The organism is Ectothiorhodospira lacustris, assembly GCF_022227785.1.
Lineage (GTDB): Bacteria > Pseudomonadota > Gammaproteobacteria > Ectothiorhodospirales > Ectothiorhodospiraceae > Ectothiorhodospira > Ectothiorhodospira lacustris.
Genome location: NZ_JAJNQM010000019.1, coordinates 1 through 16,795, shown reverse-complemented (window position 1 = coordinate 16,795; position 16,795 = coordinate 1). Strand labels below are relative to the sequence as shown.

General features: G+C 62.2%; 16 protein-coding genes. 13 read left to right on the top strand and 3 right to left on the bottom strand.

All coding sequences use genetic code 11. The annotated features are described in order from the left end of the window. The first annotated feature begins 143 nt into the window (after nt 1–143). The 4 genes from cysP (at nt 144) to LQ952_RS05570 (ending at nt 3,811) form a co-directional block, all read left to right on the top strand. Nucleotides 144–1,157, top strand: a complete 1,014-nt coding sequence (cysP, locus tag LQ952_RS05585) for a thiosulfate ABC transporter substrate-binding protein CysP (protein ID WP_238621673.1) — start codon at nt 144–146, stop codon at nt 1,155–1,157. Nucleotides 1,158–1,248: 91 nt separating this feature from the next. Further along, on the top strand, nt 1,249–2,103 hold the full coding sequence (gene cysT / locus LQ952_RS05580) for a sulfate ABC transporter permease subunit CysT (RefSeq protein ID WP_274521962.1): 855 nt from the start codon (nt 1,249–1,251) through the stop codon (nt 2,101–2,103). Next, the gene (cysW, locus tag LQ952_RS05575; RefSeq protein WP_238621671.1) at nt 2,100–2,987 is read left to right on the top strand and encodes a sulfate ABC transporter permease subunit CysW; all 888 of its coding nucleotides are present in this window, start codon (nt 2,100–2,102) and stop codon (nt 2,985–2,987) included. Before cysT ends, cysW begins: the two co-directional genes overlap by 4 nt. Beyond that, complete coding sequence (locus LQ952_RS05570) at nt 2,978–3,811, top strand: sulfite exporter TauE/SafE family protein (RefSeq protein ID WP_238621670.1); 834 nt, start codon at nt 2,978–2,980, stop codon at nt 3,809–3,811. Before cysW ends, LQ952_RS05570 begins: the two co-directional genes overlap by 10 nt. Here the strand turns inward: LQ952_RS05570 and LQ952_RS05565 are convergent. The 3 genes from LQ952_RS05565 to LQ952_RS05555 all read right to left on the bottom strand — a co-directional run bounded on the left by LQ952_RS05565 (nt 3,761) and on the right by LQ952_RS05555 (nt 7,606). Further along, nucleotides 3,761–4,609 (bottom strand): tRNA threonylcarbamoyladenosine dehydratase, encoded by an 849-nt coding sequence (locus LQ952_RS05565; RefSeq protein ID WP_238621669.1) that lies wholly within the window; start codon nt 4,607–4,609, stop codon nt 3,761–3,763. The two genes, LQ952_RS05570 and LQ952_RS05565, sit on opposite strands and share 51 nt — an antisense overlap. 142 nt (nt 4,610–4,751) lie before the next feature. Then, nucleotides 4,752–6,698, bottom strand: coding sequence for an anaerobic carbon-monoxide dehydrogenase catalytic subunit (cooS, locus tag LQ952_RS05560; protein WP_238621668.1), 1,947 nt, complete (start codon nt 6,696–6,698; stop codon nt 4,752–4,754). Beyond that, nucleotides 6,695–7,606: a nucleotide-binding protein gene (locus LQ952_RS05555; RefSeq protein WP_274521961.1), complete on the bottom strand. Its 912-nt coding sequence runs from the start codon at nt 7,604–7,606 to the stop codon at nt 6,695–6,697. Before LQ952_RS05555 ends, cooS begins: the two co-directional genes overlap by 4 nt. A gap of 189 nt (nt 7,607–7,795) precedes the next feature. Between LQ952_RS05555 and LQ952_RS05550 the strand changes: the two genes are divergently transcribed. From LQ952_RS05550 to LQ952_RS05510, 9 genes are all read left to right on the top strand, one after another. After that, nucleotides 7,796–8,656, top strand: coding sequence for an ABC transporter ATP-binding protein (locus tag LQ952_RS05550; RefSeq protein WP_238621667.1), 861 nt, complete (start codon nt 7,796–7,798; stop codon nt 8,654–8,656). Then, on the top strand, nt 8,653–9,825 hold the full coding sequence (locus LQ952_RS05545; RefSeq protein WP_238621666.1) for an ABC transporter substrate-binding protein: 1,173 nt from the start codon (nt 8,653–8,655) through the stop codon (nt 9,823–9,825). Before LQ952_RS05550 ends, LQ952_RS05545 begins: the two co-directional genes overlap by 4 nt. Continuing rightward, nucleotides 9,822–10,628 carry an ABC transporter permease gene (locus LQ952_RS05540; protein WP_238621665.1) on the top strand — a complete coding sequence of 269 codons (807 nt, stop codon included), beginning with the start codon at nt 9,822–9,824 and terminating at the stop codon, nt 10,626–10,628. Before LQ952_RS05545 ends, LQ952_RS05540 begins: the two co-directional genes overlap by 4 nt. Nucleotides 10,629–10,898: 270 nt before the next feature. Further along, the gene (locus LQ952_RS05535) at nt 10,899–11,795 is read left to right on the top strand and encodes a hypothetical protein (RefSeq protein WP_238621664.1); all 897 of its coding nucleotides are present in this window, start codon (nt 10,899–10,901) and stop codon (nt 11,793–11,795) included. A 59-nt stretch (nt 11,796–11,854) separates the two neighbouring features. Continuing rightward, complete coding sequence (locus LQ952_RS05530) at nt 11,855–12,838, top strand: CysB family HTH-type transcriptional regulator (protein WP_238621663.1); 984 nt, start codon at nt 11,855–11,857, stop codon at nt 12,836–12,838. A 161-nt stretch (nt 12,839–12,999) separates the two neighbouring features. Further along, complete coding sequence (cysK, locus tag LQ952_RS05525) at nt 13,000–13,977, top strand: cysteine synthase A (RefSeq protein WP_238621662.1); 978 nt, start codon at nt 13,000–13,002, stop codon at nt 13,975–13,977. After that, nucleotides 13,974–14,918, top strand: coding sequence for a serine O-acetyltransferase EpsC (gene epsC / locus LQ952_RS05520; RefSeq protein ID WP_238621661.1), 945 nt, complete (start codon nt 13,974–13,976; stop codon nt 14,916–14,918). The genes cysK and epsC overlap by 4 nt, the downstream gene beginning before the upstream one ends. 30 nt (nt 14,919–14,948) lie before the next feature. Next, nucleotides 14,949–15,878, top strand: a complete 930-nt coding sequence (locus LQ952_RS05515) for a family 2A encapsulin nanocompartment shell protein (RefSeq protein ID WP_238621660.1) — start codon at nt 14,949–14,951, stop codon at nt 15,876–15,878. After that, nucleotides 15,853–16,795, top strand: a 943-nt coding sequence (locus LQ952_RS05510) for an aminotransferase class V-fold PLP-dependent enzyme (RefSeq protein ID WP_238621659.1), incomplete at its 3' end; no start/stop codon positions are given. The genes LQ952_RS05515 and LQ952_RS05510, both read left to right, overlap by 26 nt.

The window sequence follows — 16,795 nt, the reverse complement described above, 5'->3', positions numbered from 1 at the left end:
CCCGGCGATCCGTAGGGGGCACAGGCAAACCCGCCCCACCGATAACAAAAAAATATTAAAAAATATTATTTTTATATTTTAAATGAATTTAAGGGTCCCATAGAATCGCCTTTATTCGGTAACCATCTCATGTGGGGCAAATAATGAAGGCATCATTTTCCATCCTGTCCGCCGGGCTGGTGCTAGCGGGGACCCTAATACTCCCTGCCCAAGCGGCAGATCGTATCCTCAACGCTTCCTACGACGTCTCACGGGAATTGTTCCAAGCCATCAATCCGGCATTCATCGAGGACCACGCCGCGCAAACCGGAAACACCGCCGAAGTCCGCCAGTCTCATGGCGGCTCATCCAGTCAGGCCCGATCCATCCTGCAGGGCCTCTCGGCAGATGTGGTGACGTTCAATCAGACCACGGACATTCAGGTACTGGTAGAGGGCGGGCTTGTCAGCGAGGATTGGCAGGAGCGCCTGCAAAACCGCGCCTCGCCCTTCTATTCCCTGCCGGCATTCCTGGTTCGGGCGGGCAATCCGAAAAACATACGCAGTTGGGAAGATCTTGCCCGCGAGGATGTTTCTCTGGTATTTCCCAATCCCAAGACCTCCGGCAACGGTCGCTATACCTACCTGGCGGCCTGGGGAGATGCCCATCAACGGTTTGAAGGTGATGAGGCGAAAATCCGTGATTTCATCCAGCGCTTTGTCGGCAACGTGCGCGTCTTCGATACCGGGGGACGCGGCGCCACCACCACGTTTGCGGAACGTGGCATCGGTGATGTCCTGATCACCTTCGAGTCAGAGGTCAATCTCATTCGCCGCGAACATGGAGGGGATCGCTTCGAAGTCATCATCCCGCCCCGCAGTCTGCTGGCGGAATTCCCGGTAGCCGTGGTGGATCGCGTGGTGGACCGCCGGGAGAGCCGCCCCCTCGCCGAGGCCTATCTGCAATACCTTTACTCTTCCCGTGCCCAGGAGATCCTGGCAGGATTCCACTACCGGGTGATTGATGAATCGGTTGTGGCTTCCCAGGGAGAGGCCTTCCCCGAGGTCGAGCTGTTTACCGCCGAAGACATCTTCGGCAGCTGGGCCGAAGCCCAGCAGAGGCATTTCAGCGATGGCGGCACACTGGATCAGGCTCAGGCCGCGGGTCGCAGGCGCTGATCTCCCGGCGCCAAGATATCGCCCGATAGGCATGGCCGGAGTGGCATCACTCCGGCCATTTCATTTGATCAACTCCTGAGAACGACAAGCGATGCAGGTCTGGGCGATTCGACCCCGGGCGCTACAAGTCAAGGGTGTACTGCCCGGCTTTGGCCTGACCATGGGAACCACACTGCTGTTCATCAGTCTGGTGGTGATGTTGCCGCTATCGGCACTGCTGATCCAGGCGGCCAGCCTGGAGCCCAGTGAATTCTGGCGCATCATCAGTTCCGAACGGGCGGTGGCAACCTACAAACTCACGCTCAGTTCGGCGCTGATAGCCTCCCTATTCAACTGCTTCTTCGGCCTGTTGCTGGCCTGGATACTCACCCGTTACCAGTTCCCGGGCAGGGCACTGCTGGATGCCATCGTCGACCTGCCCTTTGCCCTGCCCACCGCCGTCGCCGGTCTGTCCCTGGCCTTCCTGTTCACCAGTCACGGATGGCTCGGGCGATATCTGGAGCCCATGGGCATCCAGGTGGCCTATACGCAACTGGGGATCATTGCCGCCATGGCCTTCACCAGCGCGCCGTTCGTCATCCGCTCCGTACAGCCGGTACTGGAGGACATGGAACCGGAGCTCGAAGAAGCCGCTGCCACCCTCGGAGCAACCCCATGGCAGATCTTTCAGGGCATCATTTTGCCCACCATCCTGCCTGCCCTGCTCGCAGGGTTTTCGCTCGCACTGGCCCGCAGCCTGGGTGAATTCGGCGCCATCATCTTCATTGCCGGCAACATGCCCTATGAAACCGAGATCACCGCCCTGCTGATCATGATTCGTCTGGAAGAGTACAACTACGCGGGTGCCGCAGCCATCGCCTCGGTGGTCCTGGCGGCCGCCCTCGTCATGCTTTTGACCATCAACCTGCTGCAAGGCCGGATCTACCGTTCCCGGAGTGACGCATGACTCCCGCCGTCACCCGAGCCAAGGGGCAGGCCAAACCATCCCCTGCCATCCGCTGGGGTCGCCGCGCACTGATTGCCATCGGCATTCTGCTGACCCTGCTGGTCATCGTGCTGCCCCTGGTGGCGGTCTTCGCCCAGGCACTGTCCCGGGGCTGGGAGGCCTATGCCGCCAACATCACCCACCCGGAAACACTCCATGCCATCAAGCTGACCCTGCTGGCCGCCGCCATCGCGGTGCCGGTCAATACCATTTTCGGCGTCTGTGCCGCATGGGCCATCACCCGGTTCCGCTTTCCGGGTCGGCGCCTGCTGCAGACCCTGATCGACATCCCCTTTGCCATTTCCCCCGTGGTGGCCGGCGTCATGTACCTGTTGCTGTACGGCACCGGGGGCTGGCTGGGCGCTTGGCTGTATGCCCATGACCTCCAGGTGATGTTCTCGGTCACCGCCGTCGTGCTGGTCACCGTCTTTGTCACCAGCCCCTTCGTAGCCCGGGAACTGATCCCCTTCATGCAGGCCCAGGGCACGGAGGAAGAGGAATCCTCCATGGTCCTGGGGGCCTCGGGCTGGCAGACCTTCTGGCGCGTCACCCTGCCCAACATCCAGTGGGCTTTGATCTACGGCGTGATCCTCTGCAATGCCAGGGCCATGGGCGAATTCGGTGCCGTGGCCGTGGTATCCGGGAACATCCGCGGTGAAACCAATACCCTGCCCCTTTATGTGCAGCAGACCTTTGACGACTACAACATCGCCGGGGCTTTTGCCGCGGCCTCGTTACTGGCCACCCTCGCCCTCTTCACACTGGTATTGAAGACCGCCGTAGAATGGCGGCGGGACCGCTTGGCGGCAGTCAATGATCGGAGGGGTTCCGGGGAATGGAATTGATCAATGGCCTGAGCCCGGCACTACTGGCCGGACTGATCATCGCACTGCTCGCAACCGGCGTGTTCGCCGGCATACTGGCGGGCCTGCTGGGTGTCGGCGGCGGCATAGTGATCGTGCCGGTGCTGTTTCACCTCTTCACCTTTCTGGACGTGGACGAATCAGTGCGAATGCACCTGGCGGTGGGAACCTCCCTGGCCACCATCATACCCACCTCACTGCGATCAGCCCGCGCCCATTACCACAAAGGTAGTCTGAGGCCAGAACTCTTCCGTGCCCTACTGCCGGGTGTGCTACTGGGCGTCGTGTTGGGCGTACTGTTGAGCGGAATGTTCCATGGCCGTGTGCTCACGGGTATCTTCGCGCTCGTTGCCCTGCTGGTGGCAATCAACATGGCCTTCAAACCCAGGTTCAATCTGGGTGCAGGGCTTCCGGGCAGGATAGGCACTACCGCTCTCGGCGGCATGATTGGCGGGTTCTCAACCTTGATGGGCATCGGTGGCGGAACCCTCAGCGTCCCTTTGCTGCATGCTTTGAAGGTCCCGATGCATCAGGCCGTGGGCACCGGTGCCGCCATCGGCATCGTAATCAGCATCCCTGGGGCCATCGGCTTCATCATCAATGGATGGGGAGCCCCCGAACTGCTGCCCCTATCCCTGGGCTATGTCAACCTCCTGGGTCTGGCCATCATCGTACCCGCCACCCTGCTGGCCACCCCCTGGGGTGTCAATCTGGCACATGCAGTCGATGCAGACCGCCTCAGACAACTTTTCGCCCTATTTCTGATACTGACTTCCCTGCGCATGTTCCTTGGTCTCATCAGCTAAAACCAGCACATCCAGCACCCAGGCAGCGGCCCGCAGACCCATGGTTGCGGTAACCACCATGCTGGATCCATAGCCGGAACAGCTCAGCCCTTGCAGGCCGGCATCATCCTCGCGCACCCCTGTCGATGGGTATCTCCCCGACTCCATGGAGTAGATCGCCGGGACCCCGAATCGACGTCTGGGATCCCGCGGAAAGCCGTGCAGAGTACGGAGTTGCTTGCGCACCTTGGCCAGCAAGGCGTCATGCTCGGTACGGGAAAGATCATCCAGACAGATGCGCCCTGGATCCTTCTTGCCCCCGGCGCCACCCACCATGATCATCGGCACCCCTGCCTCACGACAGGCCAGAACAACCCCGACCTTGGCGCGCACATGATCGATGGCATCCACCACGGCATCAGTCCCGGCAATCAATTCCCAGGCATTTTCCGGGGTGATGAAATCGTCGACTTCTCTCACCACGATCCGGGGATTGATCTCCCGGACACGCTGCGCCATGACCGCGACCTTGGAGGCACCCAGGGTGTGCTCCAGGGCATGGACCTGTCGATTGATGTTGGATTCCGCCACATGGTCCAGATCGACCAGCACCAGCTCACCCACCCCGCTGCGCGCCAAGGCCTCCACCGCCCAGGAACCCACGCCACCGATGCCGACGACGCACACCCGGGAGCGCGCCAGGCGATCCAAGGCCGGGTGTCCGTACAACCGGGCAATACCACCAAACCGACGTTCGTCGGTCGACCCGCAAACTGAAGCCTGGGCTTCAGAGGATGGAACCTGCACCGTCTCATTCATCAGACTTCCCACTTCAATGCACAAGAATAATGGTGATCAATATTACAGAACGGGGTAGCTGAGCGCCCCCGCTGATCGCCTGAGACATTGAATGGACTGACAGGGGGAGCAGGATCTCCTCTCGTAAGGCTCCATCACAGCCTTATTTTTCGCCATCAACTTCCTGGTCCTCCTGCCAGGCATGGCGGCGGGCATCCATATCCTGGATCATGCGCCCGACCAGTACCGCGGGGTCCTGCTCCCAGACCATCACCGCCCCCAGCATCGGGCCCGTGGTTTCGTAGAAGAACCTTTCCACGGCCTCCGACCCGGCAATGGGCGCAGGCACGCAGTGATAGGAGGGAATGCCCAGCAGACGAAAACCCAGCGCCGCACCCACCCCTTTCTCATTGCTCCACTCGGGGCTGGCAAAGGCAAAGGGCATGGTCTTGATGGGTTGTCCCGCCATGTCGGCCAAGGCCCGAAACAGCGCCGAAGCACGTGCATTGTCCAGACATTCGCCCATGTGCCAGACCGGAGGCAGATCCAGGGCTTCAAGGGCTCGAGCCAGCCCGGAACCCGCTTTTTTCAACGCACCCGGGGTGCAATACCCCAGTTTCAACAGCGGAAAGGAGGCGCAGCCGTTGGTGAGGATCAGGACATCCTTGGCCAGCAAACCGTCCGCCACGTCACACAGGGTTTTTTCGTAAAGCACCTTGGGATTGTTGCAACCCACCAGATTGACGATGCCGCGGATCTCGCCTCGGCGCAGCAACAACAGGAGGTTTTCCAGGCCACCGAAGGTCTGGGTGATGTTCTCCACGCCAAAGCCGATCTCCGCCTCCATGCTGACTTTTGGCACGTAAGTGCCCGCCCGGCTGCGCAGTGGGAACTGATCGACCCCCATCCCCACGATGCGCTTCGCGAGCTCCTGAACCTCTCCCAGGTTGGCATGGTGGTGATCAAATCCGATGTGTTCAGCACCGGGCAGACGACAGGAATCGTTGGTGGTGATCACCCGGGTATGAAAGCATCGGGCCACATCCATCAGGCTGGGATAGATGTCCTGGACATCGGCCACCCACAGATCAATGGCACCGGTGCCCAGCACCAGTTCCGCCCCCATAGCGTTGGCCAGGGGACTGACACCCCCATGGCGATACAGGGCGGATAACCCGGAACAGCAGATCCCGAAGAATCGGATCCCCTTGGCTCCATGCCCGCGCGCCAGGGCCTGTATCTCCGGCGCGTCCGCTGCCTGAACGATCGCCATCGGCAACACCGGAGAGTGACCGTGGATGGCGATGTTCACGTAATCGGGGTCCAGTGCCCCAAGATTGGCCATCACCCGATCGCGTCTAGGCGGTCCATACAGGATATCCATGGCGATGGAGGAACCCAGTACGCTACTCCAAGCGAAGGCCAGACCGCACCGCAACAACTGCCGCAGCACATTCTCCCAGTCACCGTCAGTCCCCGTGCCGGTGCGATGCAGGGCCTCGAACACCTCGTGATAGGCACCGATCGGCAGGATATCCAGGTCTTCCCAGCAATCCTGCCGCTCCGGTGGCGCCAGCGCCTGAAGCGTGCGATGGGGGCCCGGGACGGTGCGGGACAGGTCCTCCAGAAGGATATCGGCGATCTCTCCGGCCAGTTGGGCGATATCCTTGCCCTCGGTTTCCAGACCGAAGGCGGCGGCCACCGCCCGGGCCTTGGCTTCGCCCCGGATCGGCAACGGCATCCTTCCCTCGGCCGTCGCCTTCAGAGCCAGCATGACCTCACGACCACGAGCCCCATGGGAGGCCACGCCGGCTGCGACCCAGCGCAGGATATTGCGCGCCACGATGAGATCGACATCTGCCCCGCAGACACCCCGTGGACTGCGGGGCGTCACCTTGCACGGCCCCATGTTGCAGATACGGCAGCAGGTTCCATCCAGACCGAATCCACAATGCGCCTTCTGGGCGTCGAAACGATCGAAGGTGGTCTCGATCCCCAACGCCTCCATGCGGTGCAGCATCTGCCCGACACCGGGATCCGGGGTCAGGGCGATCACATCGGACTTGGAAGGGAAGGTCTTGCGGTAAGACCGATGACGATCCTGGCTCACGTCGACACCGTGGCAGACGAGGACGGCAGGCCCTGTATGTAGGCAGCCAGGCCGATCGCCGCGGCCAGGAAATCCCCGCCCAGCAAAGGTGGCACCCCGCGCAGATCCGCGGTGCGAATCCGTTCATCGTAGGGGAATGCCGCCACTGGAACCCACGGCCCCAACCAAGAGCGTACCGTCTCCAGTTCGGCAGCATCTTTGTAGCCACTGACAATCGGATACACCCGGTCGATCCCCAGATCATTCGCCAGTTTGCGCACGGTGACCGCCGTCTCCACGCTGCGCTGCCCGGGTTCAACCACCACCAGCACCAGATCCACTGCGGCAATGGTCCCGCGGCTGAGATGCTCAAGCCCCGCCTCGCTGTCAATCACGGTGACGTCGGCGGCCAGTGAACCGGCTTCGTACAACAGGCGCCGCAGAACCGCGTGTTCCGCACAATAGCACCCCTCACCACCGCCCTTGCCCCACCCCAGGGCCACCAGGGGGTTGCCGTCTCCCCAGGTCACCGTTCCCTTGGGCAGCAGGTCTCCAGTGTCCGGATTAATCAGAAACAAGCCTTCGGGCAAGGTGCTTCGTCCTGAGGCCTCCTGAATCAGGTCTCGCCGCTGCGCCAAAGGAACCGGCCTGTACTCGGAGTCCAGAGGTAGCACAGAGGCAAGATTTGCGTCCGGATCCGCATCCACGGCCAGCACATGCAAGCCATGCCCGGCCAGAACCCGCGCCAAAGCTCCGGCCACGGTAGTCTTGCCAACGCCCCCCTTGCCGACGACGGCAATGCGGATCGGAGTTTTTCTACGCGCACGCAGACCGGAGCGATGAATGTCGGCGAGATGGTGGAGGTGATGATGGGGATGGGGATGAGCATGAGCATGTCCACTGTCTGGGGCCGGGTGTCGTGTACACATGGCTATATCCCTCCTGAGCGTTTAACTGTCCCGAGCATAGGCAGGGCAATGACTGCCCACAAACAAGAAATCCTGAAATGCATTGCAGGATTTCTTGGTTCATCCACCCCGGCCACCGGTTTTAGTGTCTGCAGACAAAGGGCACGAGCCGGTCCGCGCCACCCCCAATGCACGAATTGGAGCACGAACATGTCAACACCGCTGTTATCCGCCACTGGCCTGATGCTGCGCTATGGCGCGCATGGTCCGCCGGTCTTCTCAGGTGTGGATATCAGCATCCAGCCCCGCGAGATCGTGGCCCTACTGGGTGAATCCGGTTGCGGGAAGTCTTCACTGCTTTCCGTGCTGGCAGGGCTTGGTCATGCCGATGGGGGCGAGGTGCTGTTTCGCGGCAGGCCGGTTCGCCGCACCCCCAGCCAGGTGGCGGTGGTGTTTCAGGATCCCTGTCTGCTGCCATGGCTCTCGGTGAGTGCCAATGCCCGCTTCGGGCTGGGATTTCGCAATCTGCGACTGCCCCGCAGCGAACGCCGCACGCGGGTCTCTCGAGTGCTGGCGGATGTGGGCCTGGACGGATGGGAAAAGGCCTATCCGCATCAGCTTTCCGGCGGCATGGCACAACGACTGGCCCTGGCCCGGGCTCTGGGAAGGCATCCGTCGCTGATCCTGCTGGACGAGCCCTTTTCCGCCCTGGACGCCCTGACCCGGGAAGCGATGCAGGATCTGTTGACCCGCCTGGTCCACCAGCATGCCAGCGCCGCCTTTCTGGTCACCCATGACATCGACGAGGCCCTCCGTGTCGCGGATCGCATTCTGCTCATGGGCGGCAGTCCAGCACAGATCATGGGGGAGTGGCACTTGCTCGACAGCCTGGGCCCCCCACCCCGCAGGCGCCACGGTGCCGCCGCCCTGCAACTGCGGGAAACCATCCTGCAGGCCCTGGGACATCACCGCTGCCGGGGAGGCACCGGGCTTGTCCGGCACCCAGCCCCGCGTATCAACACCACGACGGATACCCGATTGACCGTCAACATTCAGGAGAGCACCGCATGAAACCGCAGATTGATCTTTCCCGGCGTGATTTCCTGCGCCTGTCCGCCCTGCTCACCGCTGCCGCCGCTCTGCCCGCCTGGGCGGCCCCCAAGGATGACGCCGTGCGCATCGGCTATCTGCCGATCACCGACAGCTCTCCCCTCCTGATCGCTCATGCCCGACAGCTGTTTGAAGCCGAAGGCCTGGCGGTGGAACAGCCGCGCCTGTTCCGATCCTGGTCCCAGATCGTCGAGGCCTTCATGGCCGGGCAGGTCAATGTGGTCCACCTGCTCTCCCCCATCACGGTCTGGGCCCGGTACGGATCGTCGTTCCCCGCCAAGGTGACCGCCTGGAACCACATGGCCGGTTCCGCCCTCACGGTGGCCCACGAGATCGATACCGTCCATGACCTCGGAGGCAAACGGATTGCCGTGCCCTTCTGGTACTCCATCCACAACGTGGTTTTGCAAAAACTGCTGCGGGACGCCGGTCTGGAGGTGGTCACCCGGGAACGCGGCCCCCTCTCGCCCAGCCAGGTGTCCTTGAACGTGATGGCACCGGCGGACATGGGACCCGCCCTGGCCAATGGCGCCATTGCCGGTTTCATCGTCGCCGAACCCTTCAATGCCGCCGCTGAGACTCAGGGTCTGGGCAAGATCCTGCGCTTCACCGGGGACGTCTGGAATAACCACGCCTGCTGCGTGGTATTTCAACACGAACAGGATCTGCAACAGCGCCCCGAGTGGTCACAGAAGGTGGTCAACGCCATCGTCAAGGCCCAGCACTGGATGCGCACCCACAGGGAGGAAAGCGCAGCCCTGCTGGCCCGTGAGGCGCCTGGACGCTACACCCCCTTTCCCCAGCCGGTGCTGGAACGCGTACTGGTCCCCAGCGCGCAACGTGATCGCGAGTATCTGGCCAGCGGCGCCAACAGGCACCCGGACTGGAACCGGGAAAGGATTGATTTCCAGCCCTGGCCGTTCCCCTCCTACACCGAGGCCCTGGTTGCCGCACTCAAGGATACCGTGGTGGAAGGCGACAACCGCTTTCTTCACCAATTGGACCCGGCCTTTGTCGCCCGGGATCTGGTGGACGATCGCTTTGTTCGTCGGGCCATTGAGGACCTGGGTGGCCTGGAAGTCTTCGGGATTGAGGGGGGCTGGACCCGGACCGAAAGGATTTCGGTATGAGCAGCGTCGTCACCTCCGGCACTCCCGCCAAATCTTCGACCGGACATGCCAGGGTGATGGCTCACGGTCTGCTGCCCCTGGCTGGAGTGCTCTTTACCCTGCTGTTGTGGTGGCTGGCAACCGACCCACGGTTCAATGCCTCCCCCATGGCGGCCCGATTCTCCCCGGGGGCCACCTGGGAGGCTGGCTGGGTACTGTTTGGCGGCAATGAACTGTGGCCCCATGCCATCGACAGCCTGCGGCGGGTCGGTGTCGGCCTGGGTCTGGCCCTGTTGACGGGCATCCCCATCGGCCTGCTGGTGGGCCTGTCGCGCACCTTCGAGCTAGGCACCACGGTCACCTTTCAGTTCCTGCGGATGGTGTCTCCCCTCTCCTGGATGCCGCTGGTGGTCATGGTGCTGGGCATCGGCGATGCGCCGGTTTACTTCCTGCTGGCCTTTGCGGCCCTGTGGCCGATTGCCCTCAGCGTGGCGGCCGGAGTCCATGCCATTGATCCCAGCTGGCTCAGACTGGCCTCCAGTCTCGCCGCCAATCGCCTGGAGATACTGGTGGGGGTCATTATTCCCGCCATCATTACCCACCTTCTCACCGGTGTCCGTCTGGCCATCGGCCTGATCTGGGTGGTGCTGGTCCCGGCGGAGATGCTGGGGGTACAGGCGGGCCTGGGGTATTTCATTCTGGATACCCGTGACCGGATGGCATATGGAGAACTGATGGCGGTGATCCTCTTCATCGGCCTGCTGGGATATCTGCTGGATCTGGCGGCTCGGCTGGCCCAGCAGGCCTGGAACCGTCGCGGCTGAACACCATGGATCGCAACCGGCTGATGCCGGTGGCGAACGCTGTTTATCAAAAAAACAGATAAAGAATAGAAAAGTTATTCTTTTATTTTCTTTATCAGCGCGAGGTACATTTACGAAACACGGCCATTGCGCCACTGAAAACCCATAGCTGATCCAGGAGTACGAGACCCGTGCGGCCCAAACATCGAATGTGTTGCCAGTGCGCGACCCAATGAAAATGATCGCCAGAACCAGCGCCTGTCACACCCGTCCGAGAGAAAGGAAGCCGCCATGCCTCTTACCAGTGTCGTCGATTATCTCAACAGCAGTCTCCAGCAGTTGCACCCCCAGGCAAGACTGCGTGATTTGAGCCAGCTCAGCTTTGACCACGGGCGACTGAGCGCCCAGATCGCCGGCTTCCAGCTACAGCCTTATCAAGTCCCTGTAGCAACCCTCGTCGAACCGCCGGAAAGGATCATCGGGCGCAGCGGCCAGTTTCGTCTGACCGGTGTGAACGGCCGCCACGCCCGCCCGGAGTCCATCTACGTCCATGCCTGGGACAGCCACGACGTGGTCTTCCTGGACCGTTTCCTGCGCACCATGCACGCCCTGTTCCATATCAGCCAGGAGCACAGCCCTGAAGAACTGTTGGTACTCCCCGTCCATCTGCGCCACGTGAGCGCACTCAGCGAACGGCACGGGCAGGTTTTTGAAGGCCTGCTGAGCCAGTTGGGACTGAGTCCCAGACAGGTGGTGCTGCGGCTTCAGGGACGGGCGCTTCAGGATGATCCCCATGTGCAGCAGGCCGCCCAAAGCTTTATCACCTGCGGCTACCGCCTGGCGGCGGTGCTGAACAGTGGGCCGCACAACGACCCGGCGACCATTCGATGGCCCGTGCTGCGCAACAGCGGCATAAGCTGGATCTCGCCGGATCAGGCGCTGCTGCAGCACTGGCAGGAGCAAGACGGCTTCGACCTGTGGCGAGATGCGGCCAAGGTACACGGCATCGGCCTATGGCTGACCGGCATCGATTCGGCCGCTACCCCGCCCCGTTCCGCCCTGGCGGCCGAGGATATCCTTGAAGGGGACCGGTTCCTGGTCGCTGCGAACGGTCAACGCCTGGATCCCGGGCATTCCGATCGTGACATGCCCGGCAACGCCGCTCGTTCCCTAAGCACCTACCGTTAGCCCGGCATCGCACAGGTTCACCACCGCACTCCGGACTGTCACCGCACAGAGTCATCCCGATGAATTTTCAACAACTGCGCATCATCAGCGAGACCGCCAAACGCGACTTCAATCTCACGGAAGTGGCCGCCGCCCTGTACACCTCCCAATCCGGGGTGTCCAAGCACATCAAGGACCTGGAAGAGGAACTGGGTGTACAGATCTTTGAACGCAAGGGCAAGCGCCTGCTGGGATTGACCCAGCCCGGCCGGGAGCTGCTGCAGATCGTGGAGCGTATGCTGCTGGACACCCGCAACATCAAAAGCCTTGCCGAGCGTTTCAGCAACTGCGAACAAGGCCAGCTCACCGTGGTCACCACCCACACCCAGGCCTGCTACGCCCTGCCGAGGGTGGTCCTTGCGTTCAAGGAAGTCTACCCGGAAGTCCACCTGACCCTGAACCAGTGCGGCCCGGGAGAAATCAAGCGCATGCTGCTGGAAGGCCGTGCCGACATCGGCATCGCCACCGAGGCCCTGGCGGATGTGACCGAGCTTTACTCGTTCCCCTATTACAACTGGCAACACGCCATCGTCATTCCGGCAGGGCACGAACTGGAATCCCGACCGGCCCTGAGCCTCGGTGATATCGCGCGCTACCCGATCCTGACCTACCACGAAGGCATCACCGGACGGGCGCGCATCGACAGGACCTTTGCCGGCGGCGGACTGACGCCCAATATCGTGATGTCCTCGCTGGACGCCGACGTGATCAAGACCTACGTGGGCCTGGGCCTGGGCATCGGCATAGTCGCCCCGATGGCCTTCGACCCGGCACGGGATGCCGGACTCAAGCTGCTCAGTGGCTCCCGTCTCTTCGAGACCAACACCACCCGCATCGCCGTGCGCCGGGGCCGCTATCTGCGCGCCTACGCCTATCGGTTCATTGAGCTGTGCTTTGCCCACCTGGATACCCGCAGCGTAGAGCTGCACAGCCCACCTCCCAGTGCGGCGGATATCCAGGCGAACTCCATCCAGCACCAGCCCGGCCTCTCGGAACCGGCCTGAATACCCACCTCAGGTGAGTCCGTACCGGGGCCAAAGCCTTATGAATAATCCTGCAAAGCATCTGAGGAATTCTTGGTTTTGCGGCACGGAACCCCGGTTTAGAGTGGGGTTAATTACAAAATCATAGCCCACAGCGAAAACTAATAACCCAGGAGCATTATATGCCCGACTGGTATACCGACAACGCCGCATCGATAGGGCGCACGCCACTGGTGCGGCTCAACCGGCTGGTGAATGGTGCCAAGGCCACCGTGCTGGCCAAGATCGAGGGACGCAACCCCGCCTACTCGGTGAAATGCCGTATCGGCGCCGCCCTCATCCAAGATGCGGAGCAACGGGGTCTGCTAGGCCCGGGCAAGGAGATCATCGAGCCCACCAGCGGTAACACCGGCATTGCGCTGGCCTTCGTGGCCGCCGCAAGGGGCATTCCACTGACCCTGACCATGCCGGAAACCATGAGCCTGGAGCGCCGTAAATTGCTGCTGGCCTACGGTGCCAAGCTGGTGCTCACGGAAGGTGCCAAGGGGATGCCGGGGGCCATTGCCAAGGCGCAGGAGATCGCCGACAGCGAACCCCATCGTTATGTGCTCCTGCAACAGTTCGAAAATCCGGCCAATCCCGCCATCCACGAAACCACCACCGGGCCGGAAATCTGGCAGGACACAGACGGCAATGTGGATATCCTGGTATCGGGGGTCGGCACCGGCGGCACCATCACCGGTGTATCCCGATACCTCAAGCATGGCCGGGGCACGCCCATCCGCTCCATTGCCGTGGAACCGGCGGAAAGTCCGGTTCTGTCGCAGACCCTGGCAGGGCAGGCACCGCAACCCGCACCACACAAGATCCAGGGCATTGGTGCCGGCTTCGTTCCGAAGGTGCTGGACCTATCGCTGGTGGACGCGGTGGAAACCGTCGACAGCAATGAGGCCATCCAATTCGCGCGGCGGCTTGCCCAGGAAGAAGGCATCCTCTCGGGTATCTCCAGTGGTGCCGCCGCCGCAGTAGCGGTACGACTGGCGCAGCAGGAGGAAAACGTCGGCAAGACCATTGTGGTCGTGTTGCCGGATTCCGGGGAACGCTATCTGAGCAGCATCCTGTTTGACGGGGTATTCGACGCCTCGGGAGCGCCGCTATGAGTTTTCCGGACCGCGGCAGCATCACTCGTATCGAGGACAAGACCCCCCTCTGGCATCTGGCGCCCGTAGTCGCCGGCCTTAGGGCGGCCCGGGAACGATGGCGGATGAGCCATCAGCGGGAACGGGAGTTCGGTGGACGGGAATTCCCCTCCAGGGAGGCGATACAGGACATCGTCACGCACCTGTGCGGGGCCCTGTTTCCCATGCGCCTCGGACCACCCGACCTGCATCAGGAAAGCGAGGACTATTACGTGGGGCATGCCCTGGACATGGCCCTCAACACACTGCTGCAACAGATCCGGCTGGAACTGGACTATGCCCGCCGGCACGACGGTGGGACCGAAGACATCGAGGCAAGAGCCCTGCGCATTGTCAGGGATTTCTCCAGCGCACTGCCGGAAGTCCGCAGCCTGCTGGACACGGATGTGGATGCCGCCTACCGGGGCGATCCCGCTGCCCGCAGCGTTGATGAAGTCGTGCTGTGTTACCCCGGTGTGCTGGCGATGATTCACCACCGCCTGGCCCACAGCCTGTTCAATCTCGGCGCCCCGCTGGTGGCAAGGATCATTTCTGAGATCGCCCATTCCGCAACCGGCATCGATATCCACCCGGGCGCCCATATCGGCCCCAGTTTCTTCGTCGACCACGGCAGTGGCGTGGTCATCGGCGAGACCACCGTCATCGGCACCAACGTGCGCCTCTATCAGGCCGTCACGCTGGGGGCGAAGCGCTTCAATACCGATGACAGCGGACAACTGGAGAAGGGACAGCCGCGACACCCGATCGTGGAAGACGACGTCGTCATCTACGCCGGTGCGACTATCCTCGGCCGGGTGGTCATCGGTCGAGGTTCCACCATCGGCGGCAATGTCTGGTTGACCCACGACGTCCCCCCAGGCAGCCATGTTTCACAGGCCAGTTCACGACATGATCAACAATAACGCTGACCAACCTACCCAAAGGAGCATTTCATGACCGTCAACCAGCAGGTCCACCGCGCCCTTGGCGACAGTGCCGCCCGGCAACTGGCCAACGCGACCAAGACCGTTCCGCAGCTTTCCATCATCACCCCTCGCTGGCTGATTCACCTTCTGCAATGGGTCCCGGTGGAAGCCGGTATCTATCGCCTGAACCGAGTCAAGAACCCCCAGGATGTGAGGGTGACGGTCTCCAAGCGGGATGAGTCGGAATTACCAGAAACCTATGTGGACCTTGAGGAAAATCCAAAGGAATACTTTCTCAACGCAGTCACCACCATCGTTGATGTGCATACCCGGGTATCCGACCTCTATAGCAGTCCGCACGATCAGATCAAGGACCAGCTTCGGCTGACCATAGAAACCGTCCGGGAGCGGCAGGAAGATGAACTGATCAACAACGCCGACTACGGTCTCCTGGCGAATGTCGATCCGGTGCAACGGATCGCCACCCGTGGCGGCCCGCCCACCCCGGACGATCTGGATGAACTGATTACCAGGGTCTGGAAGGAGCCGGCCTTTTTCCTCACTCACCCGGCGGCCATCGCGGCCTTCGGTCGGGAGTGCACCCGGCGTGGCGTCCCCCCGCCGACGGTCAGCCTGTTCGGTGCCCAGTTCCTTACCTGGCGAGGCCTGCCCCTGATCCCTTCCAACAAAGTCCCCCTGGTGGACGGCAAGACCAGCGTCCTGCTGCTGCGCATCGGTGAAAAGCGTCGCGGCGTGGTGGGACTCTACCAACCCGGACTGGTGGGTGAACAAGGCACCGGATTGTCGGTACGGTTCATGGGCATCAACCGCAATGCGATCGCCTCCTACCTGATCTCCCAGTACTCATCCCTGGCGGTGCTCACCGAAGACGCGCTGGCGGTACTCGACGACGTTGAAGTGGACAAATACCATGACTACGCACCCAAGCCGGAATGAGCTCAGCACCACTGCGGGGCACGCTTCCGTCCTGCCGGACGAAGATCTGATCGAGCGGCTGGCCGGAGAGATACTGGCCAACCTGCGGGGGGGCTTGCAGCCCCCCCGGGGGAATCACTCTGCCGTGAAGCCCACGACCCAGACCACTCCTGCGGCGACACCAACGCCGGAACTCCCCCCGCCCGAGCTGGAAGAATTTCTTCCTCAGAACCTGGAGTACCCACCTTCAAGCAGTTCGCTGGAGGGCCTGCGGCCCGAATCCTACGGCCTGCCGGGCGAAGGTGAACTCAAGCTGCTGCTGGGAGGGCTGGGGCTGGATCTGCGTTTTTCCGAGGCTTGCGATCCGCTGACACAGGCACCGTCCCGATACTATTTCATCCCGGACAAGGCCGCCGTGGCCCCTGCTGGAAACCCCCTTTCAGATCCGGCATTCACCCATGAGGCCTTTGACGTCCAGGCGGTGCGCCGTGATTTCCCGATCCTCGCGGAGCGGGTTCACGGACGCCCCCTCATCTGGCTGGACAACGCCGCCACCACCCAGAAGCCCGAGGTGGTGATCCAGCGCCTGGCCGACTTCTACCGGCGCGAAAACTCCAACATCCACCGTGCCGCCCATGCGCTGGCGGGCCGTGCGACCGACGCCTATGAAGACGCGCGCAAGACCGTGGCCCGTTTTCTGGGGGCCTCCTCGGCCGAGGAAATCGTCTTCCTTCGGGGTACCACCGAGGCCATCAATCTGGTTGCCCAGAGCTGGGGCAAGCAAGAGATTGGCGCCGGGGACGAAATCCTGGTATCCCATCTGGAGCATCACGCCAACATCGTGCCCTGGCAACAGTTGGCTGCCGAGACAGGCGCACGCATCCGGGTCATCCCGGTGGACGATCATGGCCAGTTGCGGCTGGACGAGTACCAGAAGC

Excerpts from the sequence above, each read along its gene's own strand:
- cysP (WP_238621673.1), top strand. The coding sequence starts at position 144 with ATGAAGGCATCATTTTCCATCCTGTCCGCCGGGCTGGTGCTAGCGGGG.
- cysT (WP_274521962.1), top strand. The coding sequence starts at position 1,249 with ATGCAGGTCTGGGCGATTCGACCCCGGGCGCTACAAGTCAAGGGTGTA.
- cysW (WP_238621671.1), top strand. The coding sequence starts at position 2,100 with ATGACTCCCGCCGTCACCCGAGCCAAGGGGCAGGCCAAACCATCCCCT.
- LQ952_RS05570 (WP_238621670.1), top strand. The coding sequence starts at position 2,978 with ATGGAATTGATCAATGGCCTGAGCCCGGCACTACTGGCCGGACTGATC.
- LQ952_RS05565 (WP_238621669.1), bottom strand. The coding sequence starts at position 4,609 with ATGAATGAGACGGTGCAGGTTCCATCCTCTGAAGCCCAGGCTTCAGTT.
- LQ952_RS05555 (WP_274521961.1), bottom strand. The coding sequence starts at position 7,606 with ATGTGTACACGACACCCGGCCCCAGACAGTGGACATGCTCATGCTCAT.
- LQ952_RS05550 (WP_238621667.1), top strand. The coding sequence starts at position 7,796 with ATGTCAACACCGCTGTTATCCGCCACTGGCCTGATGCTGCGCTATGGC.
- LQ952_RS05545 (WP_238621666.1), top strand. The coding sequence starts at position 8,653 with ATGAAACCGCAGATTGATCTTTCCCGGCGTGATTTCCTGCGCCTGTCC.
- LQ952_RS05540 (WP_238621665.1), top strand. The coding sequence starts at position 9,822 with ATGAGCAGCGTCGTCACCTCCGGCACTCCCGCCAAATCTTCGACCGGA.
- LQ952_RS05535 (WP_238621664.1), top strand. The coding sequence starts at position 10,899 with ATGCCTCTTACCAGTGTCGTCGATTATCTCAACAGCAGTCTCCAGCAG.
- LQ952_RS05530 (WP_238621663.1), top strand. The coding sequence starts at position 11,855 with ATGAATTTTCAACAACTGCGCATCATCAGCGAGACCGCCAAACGCGAC.
- cysK (WP_238621662.1), top strand. The coding sequence starts at position 13,000 with ATGCCCGACTGGTATACCGACAACGCCGCATCGATAGGGCGCACGCCA.
- epsC (WP_238621661.1), top strand. The coding sequence starts at position 13,974 with ATGAGTTTTCCGGACCGCGGCAGCATCACTCGTATCGAGGACAAGACC.
- LQ952_RS05515 (WP_238621660.1), top strand. The coding sequence starts at position 14,949 with ATGACCGTCAACCAGCAGGTCCACCGCGCCCTTGGCGACAGTGCCGCC.